Genomic DNA, 22,844 nt, shown 5'->3' on the forward strand with positions numbered 1-22,844 from the left:
TCAAGGAAAGGACCTTTGATGCGTCGTCTCGCCGCCGCTCTCACCGCGGCCCTCGCCCTCGGCGTGGGCCTCACCGCCTGCGGGAAGAGCGATCCCGTCTCCGGCACCAGCGCCGGGGAGACCCGGGAGATCACCCACGCGATGGGCACCAGCAAGGTGCCCGCCGAGCCGAAGCGCGTGGTGGTGCTCGACACCGACAAGATCGACACCGCCCTGTCGCTGGGCGTGACCCCGGTCGGCGCGGCCACCGCCGGCGAGGCGAAGAGCTGGCCCACCTACTTCGGCGCCGACAAGCTCGCCGGCATCAAGGAGGTCGGGGTGCTCACCGAGCCCGACCTGGAGGCGATCAACGCGCTCAAGCCGGACCTGATCCTCGGCAGCAAGTTCCGTCAGGAGAAGTTCTACGACGAGCTGTCCGCCATCGCCCCGACCGTCTTCACCGAGAAGGTGGGCATCACCTGGAAGGAGAACTTCCTCCTCGACGGCAAGGCCCTCGGCAAGGAGCAGCAGGCCAAGGACCTGCTGGCCACCTACGAGAAGCGGGCGAAGGACTTCGGCGCGAAGCTCGGCGACGCGTCGTCGCGGAAGGTCTCCATCGTGCGCTTCATCCCGGGCAACATCCGGGTCTACGGCCCGGACTCGTTCTCCGGCATCGTGGTCGGTGACACCGGCCTGGGCCGCCCGCAGCGGCAGCTGCTGGAGGGCAAGGAGGACAAGCGCTTCGACCTGGTCAGCCCCGAGCGGGTCAACGAGGTCGACGGCGACGTGGTCTTCGTGACCGCGTACGGCGAGAAGGCCGCCGCCGAGCAGGCGAAGGTGACCGCCGGCAGCCTCTGGCAGGGCCTGTCCGCGGTGAAGGCGGGCAAGGCGCATGTCGTCTCCGACGAGGTGTGGATGACCGGCATCGGCGTCGGCGCCGCCAACAAGATCCTGGACGACCTGGAGAAGTACCTGGCCGCCTGAGCCACCGCACCGTCCCCGCCCGCCCGGCCCCGTGCCGGGCGGGCGCTGTCGTCGTCAGGCCGGGACCGGGTGGTCGGTTTCGAACCGTTCGCGGGTGAGGAAGGCGAGCTGAGCTCGCTTGTCCGGCATGTCGATCTCGGCGTCGAAGGTGAAGCCCTCGCGCTCCAGGCGGCGCAGCGCGCGCTCATTGCGCACGTCCGGCTCGACGATGATGCGCCGCCAGGTGGGATCGGTGAAGAGGAACCGGGCCAGGGCGGGCCCGACCGCCGAGGTGAGGCCGGGCAGCTGTCGGCCCGGTGCGGGCAGCAGGTGCATGCCGACGTCGCCGGGGCGGACCGGGTAGCGCTCGCCGACCGGGTCGGCCTCGGGCTGGTAGGTCTGGAACAGGCCGACCGGCGTCCCGTCCAGGGTGATCAGGTAGGCGTGGTGCGTGGCCAGGCCGTCGAGGAACGCGTAGACCTCCCGCACGTCGGCCTCGGTGTGGTCGCCCATCCCCCAGAACCGGGCCCACGGCTGGGTCACCCAGCCGTGCAGCAGCGCCGCGTCCGCCGCCGGGTCGACCGGGACGAGCCGCAGCTCGCCGAGGTCGGGCAGCTTCTCCTGGTACGTCATGACGGGTCTCCTTCTCCGATGAGGTCGGTGTCGGGCACCGGGATCAGCTCTCCGGCCGCCCAGCGCGGCAGTTGGTCGTCGAAGTGCGGGTCGCCCGGCCGGCCGGAGGCGCCGAACGGCACCACCCAGCGGCTGCGCGAGCGGTCGGTGAGGTCCCAGACGTAGCGGGCCACCGGGCCGCGCCAGCAGGCGTCGGAGACCCCGGGCGCGCTGGAGGTGGCGAGCACGCAGTCGGTGTCGCCGCCGAGGGCCACCCGGTCGCGCATCGCGGCCACGGCGGCGTCGACGTCGGGCGCCACGCCGAGGTGCACGGGGTGCAGCCGGTGCCGGGCGCCCCACGCCGGGGCCGGACCGGCCGCGGCCACCTCGGCCAGCGCCGCCGCGGCAAAGGCGTCGAGGTCGACACCGAGCCGGTCCGCCCCGGCGATCAGGCCGTCGAGGGCGTGCCCGAGCCGGGCGAGGGGGTCGGTCCACGGCGCGAACAGCGCATCGTAGCGGGCCGGGGTGCGCAGCGGACGCAGTCGGGGATGGTCGTGCAGCCGGCGGACCAGGCTGCTCCGCCAGGCCGCCCAGGCGCCGGCGTCGGTGCTGTCGGCGGCCATCCGGCCGTCCCAGGCGCGCAGCCGCCGAAGCAGCGTCCGGGTGGCCGGGTCGAGCGTGGCCGGGTCGAGCCGGTCGAGCAGCGCCCGCAGCGGGCCGGCCGCCAGCCGGGTGTCGACGTGTACGGCGTCGGACGGGACGTCGGCGGCGAGCAGGTCCCGGATCCGCCCGGCGCGGTGCGGGGGCGCGAAGTCGACGCCGACGTCGACCACGTCGTCGCGGCGGTCGTTGGCGCAGACCGCCACCCAGGCCACCTCGACCGGCTTGGCCTCCCGTGCTGTCCTCGTTCGGGCTGGTCTGCTCGTTCGTGGCCGCCTCGGCCGGCCTGGCCGCGGCCGACCGGCTGGGCTACCCGGCGGTCGCCCTCGCCTGCGTCGTGCTGGTCGGGTCTCGCCGTCGTGGCCGGCGTGGTCCACCAGCGACGCTTCCCCGCCGGGCCACGGTCGGCAGCCACCGACCGGACCGATCTCGGCGTGGCGGCATCCGACCTCTTAACCCCTGCAAGTTTAGGTTAGGGTAGCCTAACTTTCGATCGACTCCGGACCGCCCGTGCCGTCGCACCGTCGCCGTCGTGTCCGCTTCCGACCACTGAGGACTGCCCATGAGCCTGCCCGGAGCAACCGTTCCGGCCCCCTCGGCCGGCGCCGGCCCGGCCGCCCCCCGGGACCACCTGTTCACCGCCCGCTCGCTGGACCGCTACCGCAGCGTGCTGGCCGAGGGGGTCGAGCGGGTCGCCCGCCGGGTGGCCGCCGCCGACCGGCCGTTCACCGGGGTCGGCCCGGACGACCTCGCCCCGCGCGTCGCGGCGGTCGACCTCGACCGCCCGCTCCCCGACCCCGGCGCGGCCCTCGACGAACTGCACGACGTCTACCTGCGCGACGCCGTCTACTTCCACCACCCCCGCTACCTGGCCCACCTGAACTGCCCGGTGGTGATCCCCGCGCTGCTCGGCGAGGCGGTGCTGACCGCGGTCAACTCCTCGCTGGACACCTGGGACCAGAGCGCCGGCGGCACGCTCATCGAGCGCCGGCTGATCGACTGGACGGCCGAGCGGATCGGGCTCGGTCCCGCCGCCGACGGGGTGTTCACCAGCGGCGGCACGCACTCCAACCTCCAGGCGCTGCTGCTCGCCCGGGAGGAGGCCCGGGCGCGGGCCGGCCTGCGCCCGGGACCCGAGGCGCTCTCCCGGCTGCGGGTGCTCACCTCCGCCGCCGGCCACTTCAGCGTGCAGAAGGCCGCCCGGCTGCTTGGCCTCGGCCCCGACGCGGTGCGCACGGTCGACACCGACGCGCAGCGGCGGATGCGCCCCGACGCGCTCGCCTGGGAGATCGCCCGCTGCCGGGCGGACGGGCTGCTCGTGATGGCCGTGGTCGCCACCGCCGGCACCACCGACTTCGGCAGCATCGACCCGCTGCCGCAGGTCGCCGACATCTGCGCGGCGGCCGGCGTGTGGCTGCACGTCGACGCCGCGTACGGCTGCGGGCTGCTGGTCTCGCCGACCCGCCGGCACCTGCTCGACGGCATCGAGCGGGCCGACTCGGTGACCGTCGACTACCACAAGTCCTTCTTCCAGCCGGTCAGCTCCAGCGCCGTGCTGGTCCGCGACCGCCGGACGCTGCGGCACGCCACCTGGCACGCCGACTACCTCAACCCGGCGCGCGCCGTCGAGCAGCGCATCCCCAATCAGGTCGACAAGAGCCTGCAGACCACCCGCCGCTTCGACGCGCTCAAGCTCTGGCTCACCCTGCGGATCATGGGGGCGGACGCGGTCGGCGCGCTCTTCGACGAGGTGGTCGACCGGGCCGACGAGGCCTGGCACCTGCTCGCCGCCGATCCCCGCTTCGAGGTGGTGACCCGGCCGACGCTGAGCACCCTGGTGTTCCGCTGGCGCCCCGCCGGCCTGGCCGCCGGGCTCGTCGACGACGCCAACCTGTACGCCCGCGAGGCGCTCGCCGCCTCCGGCGCCGCGCTCGTCGCGGGCACCCGGGTCGACGGCGAGCACTACCTGAAGTTCACCCTGCTCAACCCGGAGACCACCGGGGACGACGTCGCCGCGGTCCTCGACCTGATCGCCGAACACGCCGGCTGGTACGCCCGCACCCGCACCGCCGACGAGCTGTCCTGCCCGGTCGGCTGACCGGCCGCCCGCCCCTGGAGAACCCCATGTCGACCCACGACTTCATCGCCGTCGGGCTAGGCCCGTACAACCTCGGCCTGGCCTGCCTGACCGCCCCGATCGACGACCTCGACGGCCTGTTCCTGGAGGCCCGCGACGACGTCGATTGGCATCCCGGCATGCTGCTGGAGAGCGCCCACCTGCAGACCCCGTTCCTCGCCGACCTGGTCACGCTCGCCGACCCGACCTCGCCGTACTCCTTCCTCAGCTATCTCAAGGAGACCGGGCGGCTCTACCCGTTCTACATCCGGGAGAACTTCTTCCCGCTGCGCAGCGAGTTCGACGCCTACTGCCGGTGGGCCGCCGCCAAGCTGCCCACCGTCCGGTTGGGACACCAGGTCACCGCGATCGAGTACGACCCGACCGACGACCGGTACGTGGCGCACGCCCGGGTGGGCGGCCGGCAGGTCACCCACCGGGCCCGCCGGCTGGTGCTCGGCACCGGCACCCCGCCGCACGTGCCGCCGGCCTGTGCGGGGCTGGGCGGCGACGTGATCCACAACTCCCGGTACCGGGAGCACCGGGCGGCGCTGCGGGGCAAGCGGAGCATCACCGTGCTCGGCAGCGGCCAGAGCGCCGCCGAGATCTACCACGACCTGCTGGCCGACATCGACACCCACGGCTACCAGCTGAACTGGGTCACCCGCTCGCCACGCTTCTTCCCGCTCGAATACACCAAGCTCACCCTGGAGATGACCTCCCCGGACTACGTGGACTACTTCCACGCCCTGCCCGAGCCGACCCGCTACCGGCTCGAAGCGGAGCAGAAGGGGCTGTTCAAGGGGATCGACGCGGAGCTGATCAACGCGATCTTCGACCTGCTCTACGTGAAGAGCGTCGCTGGCCCGGTGCCCACCCGGCTGCTCACCAACACCGAGCTGGCCGACGCCGCGTACGACCCGGCGCGCGGGACGTACGAGCTGGGGCTGCACCACGTCGAGCAGGGCCGCGACTTCACCCTGGAGACCGAGGGGCTGGTGCTGGCCACCGGCTACCGCTACCGGGTGCCCGCCTTCCTCGACCCGATCCGGGACCGCCTCCGCTTCGACGGCCACGGCCGCTTCGACGTGGCCCGCAACTACAGCGTCGACCACACCGGACGGGGCGTCTTCCTCCAGAACGCCGGCACCCACACGCACAGCGTCACCTCGCCCGACCTGGGCATGGGCGCCTACCGCAACTCCTGGATCATCCGCGAGCTGGCCGGCCGCGAGCACTACCCGATCGAGAAGAGCATCACCTTCCAGGAGTTCGGCGCGCCCGCCGGGATGCCCTCGTGACCCCCCAGTCGCGGACGGAAGGTGACCCGGTGAGCGCGCCCGCCCACCGCCGGCACGACCCGCGCCTCGGCGAGTTCAGCCTTCGCCCGCTCGACCCGGACACCGACGCCGCGCTGCTGCACGGCTGGGTCACCCACCCCAAGGCGGTGTTCTGGATGATGCAGGACGCCGACGTCGACCGGGTGGCCGAGGAGTACCGGCGGATCGCCGCGCACCCGCACCACGACGCGTACCTCGGGTGCTGGCAGGGCCGGCCGGCGTTCCTCGCCGAGCGCTACGACCCGGCCCGGGTCGAGCTGGTCGGCCGCTACGACCCGGCCGAGGGCGACGTCGGGATGCACTTTCTCTGCGCGCCCGCCGAGGCGCCGGTGCACGGCTTCACCATCGCCGTGATCACCACGGTGCTGGACTGGCTCTTCGCCGACCCGGCCACCCGCCGAGTGGTGGTCGAGCCCGACGTGCGCAACACCGCCGTGCACGCGCTGAACGCGGCCGTCGGCTTCACGGTCGTCGGCCCGATCACCAAGCCCGAGAAGACGGCCCTGCTCAGCGTCTGCACCCGCGAGCAGTTCCTGGCCGCCACCCGCTGAGAGGTAACCCCGTGACCACCCCCTCCGCCGCCGTCGACCACCTCACCCCCGAGCTCTGGGCCGCCGCCAACCGCCAACTGGTCCGCAAGGCGCTGGCCGAGTTCGCCCACGAACGGCTGATCACCCCCGAGCCGCAGGGCGCCGGCCAGTACCGGGTACGCAGCGACGACGGCACCACCGAGTACCGCTTCGCGGCCCGGCAGCTGACCTTGAACCACTGGTGGATCGACCCCGCCGGCCTGACCCGGCACGTCGACGGGCGGGAGGTGCCGCTGGACGCCGTCGACCTCTGCCTGGAGCTGCGCCGCGCGCTCGGCCTCACCGACGCCGTCCTGCCCGTCTACCTGGAGGAGATCACCTCCACCCTGGCCGCCCTCGCCTACAAGCTGGCCCGGCCCGAGCTGGGCGCGGCCGAACTGGTCAGGGCGGACTTTCAGCAGATCGAGACGGCGATGACCGAGGGCCACCCGTGCTTCGTGGCCAACAGCGGCCGGATCGGCTTCGGCGTGCACGACCACCACCGGTACGCCCCGGAGGCCGGCCAGCCGGTCCGGCTGCTCTGGCTCGCCGCACACCGTAACCACACCACCTTCACCTGCGCCGCCGACCTGGACTACGACACCCACCTGCGGGCCGAACTCGGCACGGAGACCCTGGCGGGCTTCGCGCGTACCCTCACCGGGCTCGGCCTCGACCCGGCCGACTACCTGCTGCTGCCGGTGCACCCCTGGCAGTGGTGGAACAAGCTGGCCGTCACCTTCGCCGGCGAGGTGGCCCGGCGGCACCTCGTGCCGCTGGGCGAGGGGCCGGACGAGCACCTCGCCCAGCAGTCGGTGCGAACCTTCTTCAACGTCACCGACCCGAACCGGCACTACGTGAAGACCGCGCTCTCGGTGCTCAACATGGGCTTCATGCGCGGGCTGTCCGCCGCGTACATGGAGCACACCCCGGCCATCAACGACTGGCTGGCCGACCTGATCGCCGCCGACCCGGTGTTTCGGCGGACCGGGCTGTCGATCATCCGGGAGCGGGCCGCGATCGGCTACCGGCACCGGCAGTTCGAGGCGGCGACCGACCGGTACTCGCCGTACCGGAAGATGCTCGCCGCGCTCTGGCGGGAGAGCCCGGTGCCCGGGCTGGAGCCGGGCCGGCGGCTGGCCACCATGGCGTCGCTGCTGCACGTCGACCGGGCCGGGCGCTCGTTCGCCGGTGCGCTGATCGCCGGGTCCGGGCTGGCCCCGGCGCAGTGGCTGCGCCGCTACCTCGACGCCTACCTGGTGCCGCTGCTGCACGCGCTCCACGCCTACGACCTGGCGTTCATGCCGCACGGCGAGAACGTCATCCTGGTGCTCCGCGACGGCGTGGTGGAGCGGGTGATCTTCAAGGACATCGCCGAGGAGATCGTGGTGATGGACCCGGAGGCCGACCTGCCGGAGGCGGTCCGCCGGATCCGCGCCGCCGTGCCCGAGGACGAGAAGGTGCTCTGCGTCTTCACCGACGTGTTCGACTCGTTCCTGCGGCACCTCAACGCGATCCTGGTCATCGAGGGCGTCCTCGACGAGGAGACCTTCTGGCGGACCGTGGCCGAGTGCGTCCGGGCCTACACGGAATCGGTGCCCCACCTGGCGGATCGACACGACCTGTTCGCCCCGGAGTTCGTGCTCTCCTGCCTGAACCGGCTGCAACTGCGCAACAACCAGCAGATGGTCGACCTGGCGGACCCGTCGGCGGCGCTCCAGTTCGTCGGGACGCTGGCCAACCCGCTCGCCCCGTACGCCCCGCGGCCGTGAGCGCCCTCGCCGCGCCCGTCGCCCCGGCCGGGCCGGAGGTCCTGCGGCACCGCTGGTGGATCCTGGCCGTGCTCTGCCTGGCCCAGGTCACCGTGGTGCTGGACAACACCGTGCTCACCGTGGCGGTGCCGGTGCTCACCACCGAGCTGGGCGCCAGCACCAGCGACATCCAGTGGATCATCAACGCGTACGCCCTGGTCCTTTCCGGCCTGCTGATCAGCGCCGGCAGCGCGGCCGACCGGTACGGGCGGCGGCGGATGCTGCTCGTCGGGCTGGTCCTGTTCGGGGCCGGCTCGCTGGCCGCCGGGCTGGCGTGGCCGTGCTCGGCGCGGTGCTCAACGCGCGGTTCGCCGCCCTCCTGCCGGCCGCGCTGGCCGGAGCCGGCTCGTTTCCGGCCGCGTTGGCCGCCGCCGGCTCGGACGGCGAGCGCGGGCTGGTCCGGGATGCCTTCCGGGTGGCGCTGGAGACCGGGCAGACGGCGGGGGCGGCGGCCCTGCTGGCCGGCGGCCTGGTCACCGCGTACCTGCTGCACCGCGCCCGGCACCCGTGACGGCGCCGGGCGCAGCCCGGAGCTCAGGCGACCAGTTGCCAGAGCAGGAAGAGGTTGAGCGCCACCACGAGACCGGTGATCACCACGGCGGCGGCGGTGGTGACCGGGCGGTTGACCAGGCCGCCCATCAGGTCCCGGCGACGGGTGAAGGCCACCACCGGGATCAGCGCGAACGGGATGCCGAAGCTCAGCACCACCTGCGACAGCACCAGGGCCCGGGTCGGGTCGACGCCGACGGCCAGCACCAGCAGCGCGGGCAGCAGGGTGACCAGCCGGCGCACCACCAGCGGGACCCGGCGGCGCAGGAAGCCCTGCATGATGACCTCGCCGGCGTAGGTGCCGACGCTGGTCGAGGCCAGCCCGGAGAAGAGCAGGGCGACGGCGAAGCCGAGCGCCGCCACCGCGCCCAGCGTGCCGGCCAAGCCGGCGTGGACGCCTTCGAGGGTGTCGGTGCCGGGGATGCCGCTGCCGTGGAAGGTGGACGCCGCGACGAGCAGCATGGCGAGGTTGACCGCGCCGGCGGTGCTGAGGGCGAGCAGCACGTCGGTCCGCAGGCCCTTGGCCACGATCCGCTGCTCGGCCTCGTCGGCCACCGGGATGCGGTTCGGGGTCAGCGCCGAGTGAACGTAGATGACGTGCGGCATCACCGTCGCGCCGAGGATGCCGGCGGCCAGCAGCATGCTGTCGGTGTTGTGCATCCGGGGCAGCAGTCCGCCCGCCGCGGCGGAGACGTCGGGCTGCGCGGTGAGCAGGTTCACCGCGAAGGCCAGGACGATCACCCCGAGCAGCACCGCGATGGCGATCTCGAAGGCCCGGAAACCGCGCGAGCGCAGCGCCAGGACGGCGAACGCGGCCGCGCCGACGATGAGGCCGCCGGCCAGCAGCGGAACGCCGAAGAGCAGGTGGAGGGCGACCGCGCCGCCGATGACCTCGGCCAGGTCGGTGGCCATGGCCACCAGTTCGGCCTGGGCCCACATGACCCGGTTGACCGGCCCGGGCAGGCGCTCGCGGCACAGTTCGGGCAGGCTGCGCCCGGTCGCCAGGCCGAGCTTGGCGGTGAGCGTCTGCACCAGCATGGCGGCCAGGTTCGCCGCCACGACGACCCAGACCAGCAGGTAGCCGTAGCGGGCGCCGGCGGTGGAGTTGGTGGCGAAGTTGCCCGGGTCGACATAGGCCACGGCGGCCACGAAGGCCGGCCCGAGCAGGATGAGGCGGCCGCGTACCCGGCCCCGGGCCCGGGCGGTCCGCAGCGGTGACGCGATGGTGATGTCGTTCGTGACCACGGTTTGCTCCTTGGCGGGGCGGACGGATCAGGCGGGTTCGCGCTCGGGCGCGGGCCGGCGGGCCGGCTCCGGCGCCGGATTCCGGTCCAGCGCGTCGGCGACCGGGATCAGCACCGTGACGCCGGCGAGCGCCAGGACCGCCGGCAGCGCCGCCCCGGCGGTCGCCGCGGCGACCGTCAGCAGGGCGAAGACGGCCAGCCGGGTGCGGTTGGCGGTGGACATGGCACCTCCCGGAAGGACGGCGCCGGGCCGGCCGAGCGGGTCGGCCCGGCGCCGGCGGCGTCAGGTGAGCTTGCTCTTGACCTTGGTGGCGACCTTGCCGGCCATTCCCGGGTTGGTGCCGTAGAGGCGCGGGTCGCCGGGCGGCAGCACCGGCTCCGGGGCGTGCGCCCGCGGGCTGTGGTCGTAGCGGAACTCGCCCTTGCCGTCGGGGCTGGGACCGGAGGCCCACCGGCCCTCGGCGGCGTCCTGGCCCGGCGAGAAGTCCAGGTAGGTGTAGCTGAACTTCTCGGTGAACTCCTTCGAGTCCGGGAACGCGTCGGGCACCGGCATCTCCTCCAGCCCGTCCTCCTTGAGCTGCTCGATGGCCGCCATCCACATGTTCTGGTGCATGGTGTCGCGGGCCAGCAGGAAACGGAGCATCTTCTTGACCCCGGGGTCGTCGGTCATGTTGAACAGGCGCGAGACCTGGAGCCGGCCCTGGGCCTCGGCGGTGACGTTGAGCTGGAAGTCGGCCATCAGGTTCCCGCTGGCGGTGATGAAGTTGCCGTTCCACGGCACGCCGTTGCTGTCGGTGGGCAGCGCGCCGCCGCCGCCGTGGATGAAGTGGGCCGGGTTCGACCCGCCGTAGATGGCGCCGACCATCGGGTTGTCCTCGGCGGCCTCGGAGAGCGACAGCGGGGCGTTCTCCAGCAGCCGGGTGATCATCGTGGCGATCATCTCGACGTGGCCCATCTCCTCGGTGCCGACGTCGAGCAGCAGGTCCTTGTACTTGCCGGGCAGCCGGCAGTTCCAGCCCTGGTACAGGTACTGGTTGGCCACGGTCATCTCGCCCCACTTGCCGCCCAGAATCTCCTGCAGCCGGCGGGCGAACGCGGCGTCCGGCCCGTCCGGCTTCGCCTCGAACTGCAGGTCCTTCATGTGCGTGAACATCGAATCTCCTCAGAGTCACGGGGTGTCGTCGCCACCGGGTTCCCGATCCGGCGGCCCGCCGGGGCCGTTCGGCGGCCCGGCGGGGCCGACCCGCGGCGGGGCGGGCAGCCGGACCTCGACGGCCAGCCCACCGGCGCGCGGCCGGCGGACCCGCAGCGTCCCCCCGAGGGAGTCGACGAGCCGGCGGACGATCCACAGGCCGAGACCGGACCCGGCGGGCGACGGTGCCGGATGGGCGAGCGCGGTGAGCAGCGCGGCGTCGGGCGCGCCCCGGTCCACCACGGAGACGGTCAGCGCGCCGGGGCACGCGGTGGCGCGGATCAGCACCTCGCCGCCCGCCGGGCCGTGCCGCACCGCGTTGTCGACGAGGTTGGTGAGGATCTGCCGGAGCGGCCGTTCGGGCACCGCCAGCCGGGCGGCCGTCCCGCTCACCCGGGTCCGCAGCCGGCGGCCGGGCGCGCCGCCCGCCACGGCGCGGACCACCCGGGCCAGGGGGACCAGCCGCTCCTCGCCGCCACCGAGGGCGGTACGCGGGTCGCCGAGGTCGTCCAGCAGGTCCCGCAGGTGTACGGCGTGCTCGTGGGCCAGCTCGGCGATCGACCGGCGCTCCGGCGGGGTCAGCGGCCGCCGGCCCTCGGTGAGCGCCCGGGTCAGCGCGGCCAGCGCTTGGACGGGGGTCCGCAGCTCGTGACAGAGCACCCGGACCATGAGCCGCTCGTCCCGCTCCGGCGGCTCGTGCCGGGGCGGCTTCGGCAGTCGTGGGGAGACAGGCTGGGACACTCTCATGAACCGAGCTTCCCGACATCGGCTCACATTTGCCCTGTATCTTCCCGAAAGAGGGGGAAACGGGATGACCAACGGGACGGTCCGGCTGGCCGTGGTGGACGACCATCCGCTCTTCGTCCGAGGGCTGGAACTGCTGCTGGCCAGTACCACCGACGGGCGGGCCCAGGTGGTCGGCTCCACCTGCGACGCCGCCGGGGCCGCCGCGCTGGTCAGCCGCTGCCTACCCGACCTGGCCCTGGTGGACCTGCACATGCCGCCACCGGGGGGCGCGCGGGCGATCGCGGCCATCCGGCGGACCTGCCCCCGGGTGCGCGTCCTCGCGATGTCCGGTTCGACGGACCCGGCGCCGGCGGTGGAGGCGCTGCGCTGCGGGGCCGAGGGCTACCTGCCGAAGAGCAGCGAGCCCGAGGAACTGCTGCCGCCGCTGCTGGCCGTCATGGACGGCTGGGCCGTGCTGCCCGGGGCCCTGCTGCGGCGGCTGCTCGGTCCCACCCGGACGCCCGGGGTCAACCTCGACGACGAGGAGCGCCGGCTGCTCCGGGCGGTGGCCGCCGGACTGGGCACGGTGGAGATCGCCGAACGCCTGCACACCTCGGAGCGCACGGTCAAGCGGATGACGGCCGCGCTGCTGCGCAAGCTGCGGGTGACCACCCGGGTGGAGGCCGCCGCCCTGGCCGGGCGCGCCGGCCTGCTGGACGACGAGGCGTCCCCGGTCGACCGCTGACACGAGCGAGCGGCCGCCCCCGGGAAGGAGGGCGGCCGCTCGTCGTGGCGGGTCGGGTCAGGCGGCGGTGGACCAGATGGCGCGGAACGCGGCGGCCTCGCCGGCCAGCCACTGCTCGACCTGCTCCGGCTTGACGTCGGCCGGCATCCGGTGGGCCTCGCCGCGCCGGACGTCGACCAGCACCGGCTCGGCGTGCGGCAGGACCGCGTCCATGTGCCGGGCCATCAGGTGCAGCGTGGCCAGGGTGGTCTCCTCGCTCGGCGGGGTCTCGTCGAAGTGCAGCCGGATCGCCTCGGCGCGACCGTCGGCGTAGCGCACGCCGAACTGCGGGTTGATCTTCACGGGCAGGTCGCCCAGCATGGCCAGCGCGTCGCGGGTCTGGGCCAGGTCGACGCCGGCCGGCTCGCCGAGCGAGTGCAGCCAGGTGGTCGCGCCGGGCACCAGTGCCTCGTAGAGCGGGCGCCAGCGCGGCTTGACCAGGTCGGCGATCTGGGCCAGGTGGGTGCCGCCGGTGTGGAAGGCGACGTCGGCCTTGAGCGCCTTGACGAACTGGCCGTGCGGGTTGAAGCCGTGCCGGCTGGCCCGCTGCTTGCGCAGGCCCCCGACGAAGGTGGCCTTGGTGGGCCCGGTGCGGTCCACGTAGCGGGTGAACCCGAGGAGGGTGGCGTAGGGGGTGACAGGGGCGGCGGAGGTGGGCGCAGTCACGAGCATCCTCCCAGGTCAAAAGCTCGATTAGTACATACATTCTAATCGACGGGCCTGACATCGCCCAGGGTACGAAAAGGGCCGCCCGGACATCCCGGACGGCCCGTTTTCGCGGAGTTTCTACAGCGCCCCTACGTCGGTGATCCGGACGACCGCGGCGCCCGCCTCGTCGGAGGCGGCCAGGTCGATCTCGGCGCTGATGCCCCAGTCGTGGTCGCCCTCCGGGTCGTCCAGGATCTGGCGTACGGACCACTTCTCCCGGCCCTGCTCGATCATCAGCAGCGCCGGCCCGCGCGCGTCCGGTCCCACCCCGATCGAGTCGTACGCCTCGAAGTACGGGTCCAGCGCGTCCGCCCACGCGTCCGCGTGCCACCCGTGCTCGCCGTCCAGCTTTCCGAGCAGGTCCCAGCGGCGCAGGCCGGCCAGCTCGACCCGGCGGAACAGCGCGTTGCGCACCAGCACCCGGAACGCCCGGGCGTTGCGGGTGACCGCCGGCGGCCGGTCGTCCAGCGACGCGGCCACCTCGGCGACGTCGGACGGGTTGCGCAGCCGCTCCCACTCGTCGATCAGGCTGGAGTCGACCTGGCGGACCAGCTCGCCCAGCCACTCGATGAGGTCGACCAGTTCCTCGGTCTTGGCGTCCTCGGGGACGGTCTGCCGCAGCGTCTTGTACGCGTCCGCGAGGTAGCGCAGCACCAGGCCCTCGGAGCGGGACAGGCCGTAGAACTGGACGTACTCGGGGAAGGTCATGGCCCGCTCGTACATGTCGCGCACCACGGACTTGGGGGAGAGCTGGTGGTCGGCCACCCACGGGTGGCCCTGCCGGTACATCTCGTACGCCGAGTCCAGCAGCTCGGCGAGGGGCTTCGGCCAGGTCACCTCGTCGAGGAGCTCCAGCCGGGCCTCGTACTCGATGCCCTCGGCCTTCATGGCGGCGACCGCCTCGCCGCGGGCCTTGAACTGCTGCGCGGAGAGCACCTGGCGCGGGTCGTCGAGGATCGACTCGATCACGCTCAGCACGTCCAGGGCGTACGACGGGGACTCCCGGTCGAGCAGCTCGATGGTGGCCAGGGCGAGCGGGGAGAGCGGCTGGTTGAGCGCGAAGTCGAGCTGGAGGTCGACGGTGAGCCGCACCCGGCGGCCCTGCTCGTCCGGCTCGGGCAGCTCCTCGACCACGCCGCCGGCCCGCAGCGCCCGGTAGATGGCGATGGCCCGGCGGATGTGCCGGCGCTGGGCGGCCCGGTCCTCGTGGTTGTCGGTGAGCAGGTGCCGCATCGAGGCGAACGCGTCGCCGGGGCGGCCGATGACGTTGAGCAGCATCGAGTGGCTGACCTGGAAGCTGGAGGTTAGCGGCTCCGGCTCGGCCTCGACCAGGCGCTGGAAGGTCGGCTCGCCCCAGCCGATCGAGCCCTCCGGCGGCTTCTTCTTGACCACCTTGCGGCGCTTCTTCGGGTCGTCGCCCGCCTTGGCGAGGGCCTTCTCGTTCTCGATGACGTGCTCGGGGGCCTGCACCACGACCCGGCCGAGGGTGTCGAAGCCGGCCCGTCCGGCCCGGCCGGCGATCTGGTGGAACTCGCGGGCCTTGAGCAGCCGGGTCCGGGTGCCGTCGTACTTCGACAGGCCGGTGAAGAGCACGGTGCGGATCGGCACGTTGATGCCGACGCCGAGGGTGTCGGTGCCGCAGATGACCTTGAGCAGGCCGGCCTGGGCCAGCGTCTCCACGAGCCGGCGGTACTTGGGCAGCATGCCGGCGTGGTGCACGCCGATGCCGTGCCGGACCAGCCGGGACAGCGTCTTGCCGAAGCCCGAGGTGAACCGGAAGTTGCCGATCGCCTCGGCGATCATGTCCTTCTCGGCCCGGGTGCAGACGTTCACGCTCATCAGCGCCTGGGCGCGCTCCAGCGCGGCCGCCTGGGTGAAGTGCACGACGTAGACGGGGGCCTGCTTGGTCGCCAGCAGCTCCTCCAGGGTCTCGTGCAGCGGCGTCATCGCGTACGAGAAGAGGAGCGGGACCGGCCGCTCCGCCGAGCGGACGACGGCGGTCGGCCGGCCGGTGCGCCGGGTCAGGTCGTCCACGAATCGGGTGGTGTCGCCGAGGGTCGCGGACATCAGGACGAACTGCGCCTGCGGCAGCTCGATGATCGGCACCTGCCAGGCCCAGCCCCGGTCCGGCTCGGCGTAGAAGTGGAACTCGTCCATGATCACCTGGCCGACGTCGGCCCGGGCGCCCTCGCGCAGCGCCAGGTTGGCCAGGATCTCCGCCGTGCAGCAGATGATCGGGGCGTCGGCGTTGACGCTGGCGTCGCCGGTGAGCATGCCGACGTTCTCCGCGCCGAAGACCTCGCAGAGGGCGAAGAATTTCTCCGAGACCAGCGCCTTGATCGGCGCGGTGTAGAAGGTGGTCCGGTCGTCGGCCAGCGCGGCGAAGTGCGCGGCGATCGCCACCAGGCTCTTGCCCGAGCCGGTCGGCGTATTCATGATCACGTTCGCGCCGGAGACGATCTCGATGAGCGCCTCCTCCTGGTGGGGGTAGAGGTCGAGGCCGCGCTCGGACGCCCAGCCGGCGAACGCGTCGTAGAGGGTGTCGGGGTCGGCGCTCTTCGGCAGCGCGGCGGTGAGAGTCATGGCGGCTCCCATCGTGCCTGGATCATGGGCCGCCGCGCCAACCGGGTTCAGCGTCGGCGGTGGATCAGGTCGAAGATCTCCCGCCCGGCGGTCAGCGCCCGGCGCTCGAACTTGGTCACCGGCCGGTGCGCCGGGCGGGGCGCGAAACCGCCGTGCACGTCGACCAGCCCCGGGTCGGCGGTCAGCGTCTCCCGCATCGACTCGGCGTACTCGGCCCAGTCGGTGGCGCAGTGCAGCGTCCCGACGGGGGCCAGCCGGGAGCGCAGCAGCGCCACGTGCGCCGGCTGGATGATCCGCCGCTTGTGGTGGCGGGCCTTCGGCCACGGGTCGGGGAAGAAGACGTGCACCGCGTCCAGGCAGCCCTCCGGCATGGCCCGGACCAGGTCCAGCGCGTCGCCCTTGGCCACCCGGACGTTGTCCAGGCCGTGCCGTTCGACCAGTTCGAGGAGGTTGGCGATTCCGGGCGTGTGCACCTCTACCGCCAGATAGTGTCGGTCCGGGTCGGCGGCCGCCATCGCCGCGGTGGCGTCGCCCATGCCGGAGCCGATCTCCAGCACCAGCGGCGCCCTCCGTCCGAACAGCGCCGTCGGATCGCACGGCCCGTCCAGGTCGTCGATCTCCAGGCCGTACGCGGGCCAGAGCCGGGCCAGCGCGTCGCGCTGCCGGTCGCTCATCCGCCCGCGACGCGGGTGGAAGGTGCGGATACGGGCGGCGTGGGCCGGCGGCGCGGCACTGAAGTCGGTGGAGGTCACGGCGACCCGAGCGTACGCGACCGGCGGAGCGGATCGGATGTGATGTGCGGCCGGGGGTGAGAGGATTCATCCTGTACGGCAGGACGGGTAGCCCGCCGCCCGACACCGCCGCGCGGGTGCCGGGAGGGGTCATGGGGTCAGTCACGGGACGTGCGGCGCTGCTGGTCGCGGCCGCCGCGTGCACCGCCCCGCTGGTCGGCGCGGTTCCCGCCCAGGCCGCCCCGCCCGCCGTCTCACTGCCCACCGTCTCGCTGCGCGCCCTCCCGCTGCGCGCCGCCGAGCCCGCGCCCGGCCAGCCGGGGACGCAGCCGTCGCCCGCCGACGTGATCTTCGTGGAGGTCACCCCGAGCACGGTGGAGGCCGGCTTCCTGGTCGGCATCCGGGCGAGCTGCCGGGACAACTCGGTGCCGGCGACGGTCGTCTCCGACGCGTTCGGCCGGATCCAGGTGCAGCCGCAGCACGGCCTGCTCACCGCCTCGCCGATGGTCCGGGAACGCACCCGTCCCGGTAACTACCGGGTCAAGCTGGAGTGCCCTGCCGGGCAGACCGCGTCCACCATGCTCCAGGTGGTCAAGCGGGTGGAGCCCAGCCGCGGGCCGGCGACCGGCTTCGGCGGCACCGCCGGCGGCGGCCTCGGCGGGCTGCTGGTGCCGGTCGGGCTCGGGATCACCGTGGTCGGCGCGGTGGTCGGCGTGGCCGCGTCCCGCCGGCAGCCCCGCACCCTCCGTGGCGCCGCCCGGCGCTGAGCCCCGCCATGGCCGCGAACCCCACACCCCAGTCCACCGCCCGAGCGGCCCGCGCTCGTAGTCGCAGCCCGTGGTCGGCGCCGCTGGCCGTGCTGCTGGTGCTGGTCGGGGTCTTCGCCACCGGCGCCGGGCTGGGCCGGACCGCCGGGCCGTTCGACTGGGCCGACGCGGCGACCGGGTCGAGCCGGCGCAGCGCCGAGCCGACCCGGGCGCGGGAGCCGGCCAGCCTCCCGGTCCGCCTGTCCGTGCCCGCCATCAAGGTCACCGCCCCGGTCACCTCGGTCGGCCAGGCGCGGGACGGGTCGATCGCGGTCCCGCCGCTGACCCAGCACCACCAGACCGGCTGGTACGACCGCGGGGCGGTGCCCGGCGAGCCGGGCCGGGCGATCATCGTCGGGCACGTCGACACCAAGAGCGGGCCGGCGGTCTTCTACCGGCTGCACGACCTGAAGCCGGGGGACCGGATCGAGGTGACCCGGGCGGACCGCAGCGTGGTCACCTTCAAGGTCGACGCCGTCGAGTACTTCGACAAGGCCGACCTTCCCGCTGACCGGGTCTACGGCGACTCCGGCCCGGCGGAGCTGCGGCTGATCACCTGCGGCGGCGAGTGGGTCGGCGGCCGCACCGGCTACCAGGACAACGTGATCGCCTTTGCCTCTCTCCTCGACACCCGCAACCCCTGAGAGGGCATCTCGTGTGGATCTGATCTGATACACGCTGGTTGCTGCCTTGCTGGAGTCGAGGATCTTGCGCCGTGATGATCGATGGATGACGACCCCTCGCCGTCCGTATCGCACCGATCTGTCTGATGCCAGGTGGGCGTTGATCGAACCGACCATGACCGGCTGGCGGGCGGCTCAAGGCGGCCTGGGCCTGAAGAAACCGGTGCATGACCTGCGGGAGATCGTGAATGCGATCCTGTACGTCAACCGGACCGGCATTGCGTGGGAGTACTTGCCCCACGACTTCCCGCCGTACAAGACCGTGCACTCGTACTTCACTCGCTGGGCCGCTGACGGCACCACCGAGACGATCCACAACCTGCTGCGCGGCAAGGTCCGGCAGGCAGCCGGCCGTGACCCGGAGCCCAGCGCGGCGATCATCGACTCGCAGAGCGTCAAGACCAGCAGCAACGTGCCCGAAGCCAGCCAGGGCATCGACGCCGGCAAGAGGATCAAGGGCCGCAAGCGGCACCTGGCCACCGACGTCCTCGGTCTGCTGCTGGTGGTGATCGTCACCGCCGCCAGCGTCTCCGACACCGCCGCCGGCCGCGACGTCATCGACCGCCTCGCCGCGACCCACCGTCACATCAGCACAGTGTGGGTTGACGCCGGCTACCGCGCCACTGCCATCGCCCGCGGCGCCGCCCACGGCATCGACGTGCAAGTCGTGCCGAAAACACCAGGCCAGAAGGGCTTCCAACCCTTGCCCAAGCGGTGGGCCATCGAACGCACCAACGGCTGGATCATGCTCCACCGACGACTCGTCCGCGATTACGAGACGTCACCAGAGCACTCCCGAGCCCACATCCACTGGGCCATGATCGACAACATGAGCCGGCGATTGACCCACGAGACGACTCCATCCTGGCGCGACGACCACCCCGAGACGGACACACCGCTACACATCTAAACGGGATGCCCTCTGACGCCGGACCTCGGGGCGCGTTCCGGAAGGCGCGGCGTCGAGGCGCGGCTTGGCGGCGCGGGTTGGCGGCTGCCCAGGGGGGCCGGTCATGGTCCACGAGCCGCTACGAACTTGATGACGTGGATGACTCACTCACTCGACCGGGCCAGTGCGGCCACGGCGGCCACGGCGGCCACGGCGGCCGCCGGAGTGATTCACCTACGACATCAAGTTCGTAGTCGCTGACCGGAAGGCGGCCGACCGCGAACGCGCGGTAGCGCGGGTGTTGAGCTGACCTCGGCAACGACTCGATGGGCGCTTGGCCTCGATGTCGTCGGCGACGTGTCGGGAGCGCCGTCTGGTCGACGATGTGCCGGAGGTGGGAGGCGGTCAGCCCTTGCCGGGGACGTGCTGCACGACCTCGAACTCCAGCAGCGTGGCGCCGGTGGCGACCGGCTTGCGCGGCTCGCCGCCCTCGCCGCCGGCGTGCGCGGCCCGGGACGGCCCCTGCGCCCACGCCTGGTAGGCCTCTTCGGTCTCCCAGCGGGTGTAGACGAAGTAGCGGCTCTCCCCGGCGACCGGGCGGAGCAGCTCGAAGCCGAGGAATCCGGGGGAGTTCTCCACCGCGCCGGCCCGGGCCGCGAACCGCTTCTCCAGCTCCTCGCCGGCGCCCGGCGGGACGTCGATCGCGTTGATCTTCACGACTGCCATGGCTCCACCCTAACGAGCCGCGCGGGCCGGGAGCCCTGGGGTCAGAAGGTCTCGACGGCGGGCACCAGGTCGGCGTCGACGACGATCGGGGCGTGGTCGGACGGGCCCTTGCCCTTGCGCGCCTCCCGGTCCACGTACGCGGAGGTGACCGCGCGGGCGAACGGCGCGGAGGCGTAGACCAGGTCGATCCGCATGCCCTTGTTCTGGTGGAACATGCCGGCCCGGTAGTCCCAGTAGGTGAAGGGGTGCGGACCCTTCATCGGGGTGGGCACCACGTCGTTGAGCCCGAGGTCGCGCAGCGCGGCCAGCGCTGCCCGCTCGGCCGGGGTGACGTGGGTGGAGGTGACGAAGAGCGCCGGGTCCCAGACGTCGGCGTCGGTCGGGGCGACGTTGAAGTCCCCGCAGACCGCGAGCGGCAGCCCGCCGGCCAGCTCCGGCTCCAGGGCGTCGCGCAGCGCGGCGAACCAGGCCAGCTTGTACGCGTAGTGGGGGTCGTCGGGGGAGCGGCCGTTCGGCACGTACACCGACCAGACCCGCAGGTTGCCGCAGGTGGCCGAGATGGCCCGGGCCTCCGGCAGGGGGAAGCCCGGCTCGCCGGGGAAGCCGACCGCCACGTCGGCCAGCCCCACCCGGGACAGGATGGCGACCCCGTTCCACCGGCCGTCGCTGTGGCTGGCCGCCTCGTAGCCCAGCTCGCCCACCTCGGCGACCGGGAAGGCCCCGTCGGGGCACTTGGTCTCCTGCAGGCAGACGACGTCGGGCTTCGTGGTGGCCAGCCAGTCGAGCAGCCGGGGGAGGCGGGCCTTCACCGAGTTGACGTTCCAGGTCGCCAGGCGCATGTCTCCAGCCTGCCGCATCGGCGGCCACCCCGCCGGGTCAGCCCGACGGGGTGTCGCACCTTCCGGTCAGCGTTCCGGGGTGTCTCCGGGGCGGGTCTGTTCGGCGAGGAAGCGTTCCAGCTCGGCGCCGAGCTCGTCGGCGGTGGGCAGCGGGCCGGTCTCCGGGGCGAGCAGGTTCTTCTCCCCGCGGCCCCGGGCGAAGGTGTCGTACTGCTCCTCCAGGGCCTGGACCAGGGTGGCCGCCTCCTCGGTCTGGGCGACCTGGCGGTCGATCTCCACCCGCACCACCTCGGCGGCGGCGCCCAGGCCGTCGCGGGGCAGCAGCAGCCCGGTGCTGCGGGACACCGCGGCGAGCAGCGCCTCGGCGGCGGCCGGGTACTCGGTCTGGGCCACGTAGTGCGGCACGTGCGCGGCGAAGCCGAGGGCGTCGCGGCCCTGCTCGCCGAGGCGGTACTCCAGCAGGTGACCGACGCCGGCCGGAACCTGGACCTTCTGGAGCCACGGCTCGTACCCGGAGATCAGCTCGCGGCGGGTGGCGTGCGCGGTGACGCCGCTGGGGCGGGTGTGCGGGACGGCCATCGGGATCGAGTTGAGCCCGACGGTGAGCCGGACGTCGAGCCGGGCGGAGAGTGCGCTGACGGCGGCCACGAAGCGCTCCCACTGGACGTCCGGCTCGGGGCCGGTGAGCAGCAGGAACGGGGTCTCGTCGTCGTCGCGCAGCAGGTGCAGCTCCAGCGCGGGGGCGTCGTAGTCGGCCCAGTGGTCCTCCACGAAGGTCATCACCGGCCGCCGGGAGCGGTAGTCGAAGAGCTGGTCGACGTCGAAGCGGGCGATCGGGCGCGCCTCCAGGGAGGTGAGCAGCTGCTCCCGGGCGAGCCGGGTGGCGCTGCCGGCGTCGACGAAGCCGGTCAGCGCCTGGATCAGCACCGGTTGGCCGAGGTCGGGCAGATCGTCGCTGAGTTCGTAGAGCTCGTGTGGGTCGAGCACCGGTTCGGACCTTCCTGTCGACGCGTACGGGTGGGCCGTGCGCGCACGGCGTCCCGTTCGGCCAACGTACCGGCCGTCGTGGTCCATTCCGTTACGGGCCGAACGATGATCACAATTCGGCGACGGCACCGGGCCAGCTCCCCCTGTCGGGCCGGGTCCTGATCCACCGAAAGTACGAGTTAGTCGATCACTGGGTGGCTCCGGGGAGCGTGCGAGGTTCCTGCCCGGGGCGGCGTGACCCGGGGCGGACCGGAGGTTTTCCCGGGTCGCGAGGTGCGTCACCCGCCGCCCCGCGCCGCCGACGGATGTCCGATTCCATCGGCCCAAAGTGTGGCGAGGGCCACCCGATGGGCCTGGGTGATCCCGGTTTGCCCTGCCTAGCCTCGTCGAATGCGTGACGACGGCACCCTCGACGACCAGCACGGCCTCGACAGCTCGCTTGACCGTTCGGACGATACCCCCTCGACCGTTCAGTCGACCGCTTCCATGGAGCCCTGCACCTCCCGCGGTTTCCTGCGTACCCGCTTCGAGGCCCTGATGAACCCCCTGGCCGCCCGGCCGGGCCGGACGAAGATGGCCGTGGCCACCGGGGCGGTCTGCTGCCTCGGCCTGGTGGGCGGCTTCACCCAGATCGGCGGCCGCCCGGCCGCCGACACCCCGAGCCCGGCCGCCTCGGCCGAGGTCGCCCAGCGGGCGGAGGTCGACGCCGCCTCCCGCGGCCTGGCCCGGGAGAGCACCGCCCCGGCCACCCCGAGCGCCAGCCCCTCCGCCAGCCCCTCGGCGAGCGTCAAGCCCAAGCCCAAGCCCAAGCCCAAGGCGAAGCCGAAGCCGCGCCGGATCGTTCCGGTCGCCGGCCTGGACCAGACCCAGATGAACAACGCCAAGAAGATCGTGCAGGCCGGCCGGGAGATGGGCGTGCCGCGTCGCGGCCTGGTCATCGCGGTGGCCACCGCCATGCAGGAGAGCACCCTGCTCAACTACGCCAGCGGCGTGCTGCCCGAGTCGCAGGACTACCCGCACCAGGCGATCGGCTGGGACCACGACTCGGTCGGGCTGTTCCAGCAGCGGCCGAGCAGCGGCTGGGGCACCGTCGAGGAGCTGATGGACCCCGAGTACGCCACCAAGGCGTTCCTCTCCGTCCTGGTGCAGATCCCCGGCTGGCAGGACCTGCCGCTCAGCGTCGCCGCCCAGGCCGTCCAGGTCTCGGCGTTCCCCGACGCCTACGCCCAGCACGAGTGGCGCGCCAACGCGGTGGTCAAGGAGATCCTGGGCTGACCCGTGGCCGGGTTGCCGGAGGGCCGCCCCGGGTACCAGGGACTTGCCGGTCCCGGGTACACATGAGAGGAC

Annotated in this window: 23 protein-coding genes and 1 pseudogene; 12 read left to right on the plus strand and 12 right to left on the minus strand. The window is 73.0% G+C overall.

Going from position 1 to position 22,844, the window contains the following annotated elements:
• The first annotated feature begins 18 nt into the window (after positions 1–18).
• The gene (locus tag AC0OLQ_RS11470) at positions 19–963 is read left to right on the plus strand and encodes an ABC transporter substrate-binding protein (protein WP_484531307.1); all 945 of its coding nucleotides are present in this window, start codon (positions 19–21) and stop codon (positions 961–963) included.
• A gap of 54 nt (positions 964–1,017) precedes the next feature.
• Here the strand turns inward: AC0OLQ_RS11470 and AC0OLQ_RS11475 are convergent, their stop codons facing one another.
• Together AC0OLQ_RS11475 and AC0OLQ_RS11480 are read right to left on the minus strand one after the other, a co-directional pair.
• Entirely contained in the window at positions 1,018–1,575 is a 558-nt protein-coding gene (locus AC0OLQ_RS11475) for a GNAT family N-acetyltransferase (protein WP_484531308.1), read from the minus strand.
• Complete coding sequence (locus tag AC0OLQ_RS11480) at positions 1,572–2,420, minus strand: penicillin acylase family protein (RefSeq protein ID WP_484531309.1); 849 nt, start codon at positions 2,418–2,420, stop codon at positions 1,572–1,574. Before AC0OLQ_RS11480 ends, AC0OLQ_RS11475 begins: the two co-directional genes overlap by 4 nt.
• Positions 2,421–2,776: 356 nt before the next feature.
• Here AC0OLQ_RS11480 and AC0OLQ_RS11485 point away from each other — a divergent pair, with 356 nt between their 5' ends.
• The 6 genes and pseudogenes from AC0OLQ_RS11485 (at position 2,777) to AC0OLQ_RS11510 (ending at position 8,561) form a co-directional block, all read left to right on the plus strand.
• The gene (locus AC0OLQ_RS11485) at positions 2,777–4,312 is read left to right on the plus strand and encodes a pyridoxal phosphate-dependent decarboxylase family protein (RefSeq protein WP_484531310.1); all 1,536 of its coding nucleotides are present in this window, start codon (positions 2,777–2,779) and stop codon (positions 4,310–4,312) included.
• Positions 4,313–4,338: 26 nt separating this feature from the next.
• Positions 4,339–5,631 carry a lysine N(6)-hydroxylase/L-ornithine N(5)-oxygenase family protein gene (locus AC0OLQ_RS11490; protein ID WP_484531311.1) on the plus strand — a complete coding sequence of 431 codons (1,293 nt, stop codon included), beginning with the start codon at positions 4,339–4,341 and terminating at the stop codon, positions 5,629–5,631.
• 29 nt (positions 5,632–5,660) lie between these two features.
• Positions 5,661–6,221, plus strand: a complete 561-nt coding sequence (locus tag AC0OLQ_RS11495; protein WP_484531312.1) for a GNAT family N-acetyltransferase — start codon at positions 5,661–5,663, stop codon at positions 6,219–6,221.
• 11 nt (positions 6,222–6,232) lie between these two features.
• The gene (locus AC0OLQ_RS11500) at positions 6,233–8,011 is read left to right on the plus strand and encodes an IucA/IucC family protein (protein WP_484531313.1); all 1,779 of its coding nucleotides are present in this window, start codon (positions 6,233–6,235) and stop codon (positions 8,009–8,011) included.
• Positions 8,008–8,325: pseudogene (locus AC0OLQ_RS11505) on the plus strand (MFS transporter); the annotation flags it as partial. The gene AC0OLQ_RS11500 and the pseudogene AC0OLQ_RS11505, both read left to right, overlap by 4 nt.
• Positions 8,325–8,561 (plus strand): hypothetical protein, encoded by a 237-nt coding sequence (locus AC0OLQ_RS11510; protein WP_484532538.1) that lies wholly within the window; start codon positions 8,325–8,327, stop codon positions 8,559–8,561. The pseudogene AC0OLQ_RS11505 and the gene AC0OLQ_RS11510, both read left to right, overlap by 1 nt.
• Positions 8,562–8,584: 23 nt before the next feature.
• Here the strand turns inward: AC0OLQ_RS11510 and AC0OLQ_RS11515 are convergent, their stop codons facing one another.
• Genes AC0OLQ_RS11515 through AC0OLQ_RS11530 form a run of 4 tightly spaced genes read right to left on the minus strand, consistent with a single transcriptional unit; the run spans position 8,585 to position 11,782 of the window.
• Complete coding sequence (locus AC0OLQ_RS11515) at positions 8,585–9,844, minus strand: Nramp family divalent metal transporter (protein ID WP_484531314.1); 1,260 nt, start codon at positions 9,842–9,844, stop codon at positions 8,585–8,587.
• 27 nt (positions 9,845–9,871) lie between these two features.
• Positions 9,872–10,066, minus strand: coding sequence for a hypothetical protein (locus AC0OLQ_RS11520; RefSeq protein ID WP_357333056.1), 195 nt, complete (start codon positions 10,064–10,066; stop codon positions 9,872–9,874).
• Positions 10,067–10,126: 60 nt separating this feature from the next.
• Positions 10,127–10,996, minus strand: a complete 870-nt coding sequence (locus tag AC0OLQ_RS11525) for a manganese catalase (protein ID WP_484531315.1) — start codon at positions 10,994–10,996, stop codon at positions 10,127–10,129.
• A 15-nt stretch (positions 10,997–11,011) separates the two neighbouring features.
• The gene (locus AC0OLQ_RS11530) at positions 11,012–11,782 is read right to left on the minus strand and encodes a sensor histidine kinase (protein ID WP_484531316.1); all 771 of its coding nucleotides are present in this window, start codon (positions 11,780–11,782) and stop codon (positions 11,012–11,014) included.
• A gap of 64 nt (positions 11,783–11,846) precedes the next feature.
• Here AC0OLQ_RS11530 and AC0OLQ_RS11535 point away from each other — a divergent pair, with 64 nt between their 5' ends.
• Entirely contained in the window at positions 11,847–12,506 is a 660-nt protein-coding gene (locus AC0OLQ_RS11535) for a response regulator transcription factor (RefSeq protein WP_484531317.1), read from the plus strand.
• A 57-nt stretch (positions 12,507–12,563) separates the two neighbouring features.
• Here AC0OLQ_RS11535 and AC0OLQ_RS11540 read toward each other — a convergent pair whose 3' ends face one another.
• From AC0OLQ_RS11540 to trmB, 3 genes are all read right to left on the minus strand, one after another.
• Positions 12,564–13,211: a hypothetical protein gene (locus AC0OLQ_RS11540; protein ID WP_357333052.1), complete on the minus strand. Its 648-nt coding sequence runs from the start codon at positions 13,209–13,211 to the stop codon at positions 12,564–12,566.
• A gap of 120 nt (positions 13,212–13,331) precedes the next feature.
• Positions 13,332–15,836: a DEAD/DEAH box helicase gene (locus tag AC0OLQ_RS11545; protein WP_484531318.1), complete on the minus strand. Its 2,505-nt coding sequence runs from the start codon at positions 15,834–15,836 to the stop codon at positions 13,332–13,334.
• A 47-nt stretch (positions 15,837–15,883) separates the two neighbouring features.
• Entirely contained in the window at positions 15,884–16,588 is a 705-nt protein-coding gene (trmB, locus tag AC0OLQ_RS11550; protein ID WP_484531319.1) for a tRNA (guanosine(46)-N7)-methyltransferase TrmB, read from the minus strand.
• Between the two features lie 131 nt (positions 16,589–16,719).
• On the opposite strand from trmB, the gene AC0OLQ_RS11555 reads away from it, so the two are divergent.
• The 3 genes from AC0OLQ_RS11555 (at position 16,720) to AC0OLQ_RS11565 (ending at position 18,966) form a co-directional block, all read left to right on the plus strand.
• Positions 16,720–17,334 (plus strand): hypothetical protein, encoded by a 615-nt coding sequence (locus AC0OLQ_RS11555; protein ID WP_484531320.1) that lies wholly within the window; start codon positions 16,720–16,722, stop codon positions 17,332–17,334.
• An 8-nt stretch (positions 17,335–17,342) separates the two neighbouring features.
• Entirely contained in the window at positions 17,343–18,017 is a 675-nt protein-coding gene (locus AC0OLQ_RS11560; RefSeq protein ID WP_484531321.1) for a class F sortase, read from the plus strand.
• An 85-nt stretch (positions 18,018–18,102) separates the two neighbouring features.
• A complete protein-coding gene (locus AC0OLQ_RS11565) occupies positions 18,103–18,966 on the plus strand; it encodes an IS5 family transposase (protein WP_484532267.1) in 864 nt (287 codons plus the stop codon).
• 384 nt (positions 18,967–19,350) lie between these two features.
• On the opposite strand, the gene AC0OLQ_RS11570 is transcribed toward AC0OLQ_RS11565, so the two are convergent.
• The 3 genes from AC0OLQ_RS11570 to AC0OLQ_RS11580 all read right to left on the minus strand — a co-directional run bounded on the left by AC0OLQ_RS11570 (position 19,351) and on the right by AC0OLQ_RS11580 (position 21,497).
• Positions 19,351–19,671, minus strand: a complete 321-nt coding sequence (locus tag AC0OLQ_RS11570; protein WP_107076513.1) for an antibiotic biosynthesis monooxygenase family protein — start codon at positions 19,669–19,671, stop codon at positions 19,351–19,353.
• A gap of 41 nt (positions 19,672–19,712) precedes the next feature.
• Entirely contained in the window at positions 19,713–20,510 is a 798-nt protein-coding gene (locus AC0OLQ_RS11575) for an exodeoxyribonuclease III (RefSeq protein WP_484531322.1), read from the minus strand.
• Between the two features lie 66 nt (positions 20,511–20,576).
• Complete coding sequence (locus tag AC0OLQ_RS11580) at positions 20,577–21,497, minus strand: proteasome assembly chaperone family protein (RefSeq protein WP_484531323.1); 921 nt, start codon at positions 21,495–21,497, stop codon at positions 20,577–20,579.
• A 390-nt stretch (positions 21,498–21,887) separates the two neighbouring features.
• On the opposite strand from AC0OLQ_RS11580, the gene AC0OLQ_RS11585 reads away from it, so the two are divergent.
• The gene (locus tag AC0OLQ_RS11585) at positions 21,888–22,772 is read left to right on the plus strand and encodes a peptidase M23 (protein ID WP_484531324.1); all 885 of its coding nucleotides are present in this window, start codon (positions 21,888–21,890) and stop codon (positions 22,770–22,772) included.
• Positions 22,773–22,844 lie beyond the last annotated feature (72 nt).

The organism is Micromonospora sp. Utrum1 (assembly GCF_057197805.1).

Bases quoted from the DNA above. Each gene is read 5' to 3' on its own strand.
- AC0OLQ_RS11470 (WP_484531307.1), top strand. From the start codon at position 19: ATGCGTCGTCTCGCCGCCGCTCTCACCGCGGCCCTCGCCCTCGGCGTG.
- AC0OLQ_RS11475 (WP_484531308.1), bottom strand. From the start codon at position 1,575: ATGACGTACCAGGAGAAGCTGCCCGACCTCGGCGAGCTGCGGCTCGTC.
- AC0OLQ_RS11565 (WP_484532267.1), top strand. From the start codon at position 18,103: ATGACGACCCCTCGCCGTCCGTATCGCACCGATCTGTCTGATGCCAGG.
- AC0OLQ_RS11555 (WP_484531320.1), top strand. From the start codon at position 16,720: ATGGGGTCAGTCACGGGACGTGCGGCGCTGCTGGTCGCGGCCGCCGCG.
- AC0OLQ_RS11560 (WP_484531321.1), top strand. From the start codon at position 17,343: ATGGCCGCGAACCCCACACCCCAGTCCACCGCCCGAGCGGCCCGCGCT.
- AC0OLQ_RS11530 (WP_484531316.1), bottom strand. From the start codon at position 11,782: ATGAGAGTGTCCCAGCCTGTCTCCCCACGACTGCCGAAGCCGCCCCGG.
- AC0OLQ_RS11575 (WP_484531322.1), bottom strand. From the start codon at position 20,510: ATGCGCCTGGCGACCTGGAACGTCAACTCGGTGAAGGCCCGCCTCCCC.
- AC0OLQ_RS11485 (WP_484531310.1), top strand. From the start codon at position 2,777: ATGAGCCTGCCCGGAGCAACCGTTCCGGCCCCCTCGGCCGGCGCCGGC.
- AC0OLQ_RS11570 (WP_107076513.1), bottom strand. From the start codon at position 19,671: ATGGCAGTCGTGAAGATCAACGCGATCGACGTCCCGCCGGGCGCCGGC.
- AC0OLQ_RS11545 (WP_484531318.1), bottom strand. From the start codon at position 15,836: ATGACTCTCACCGCCGCGCTGCCGAAGAGCGCCGACCCCGACACCCTC.
- AC0OLQ_RS11490 (WP_484531311.1), top strand. From the start codon at position 4,339: ATGTCGACCCACGACTTCATCGCCGTCGGGCTAGGCCCGTACAACCTC.
- AC0OLQ_RS11520 (WP_357333056.1), bottom strand. From the start codon at position 10,066: ATGTCCACCGCCAACCGCACCCGGCTGGCCGTCTTCGCCCTGCTGACG.
- AC0OLQ_RS11525 (WP_484531315.1), bottom strand. From the start codon at position 10,996: ATGTTCACGCACATGAAGGACCTGCAGTTCGAGGCGAAGCCGGACGGG.
- AC0OLQ_RS11585 (WP_484531324.1), top strand. From the start codon at position 21,888: ATGCGTGACGACGGCACCCTCGACGACCAGCACGGCCTCGACAGCTCG.
- AC0OLQ_RS11535 (WP_484531317.1), top strand. From the start codon at position 11,847: ATGACCAACGGGACGGTCCGGCTGGCCGTGGTGGACGACCATCCGCTC.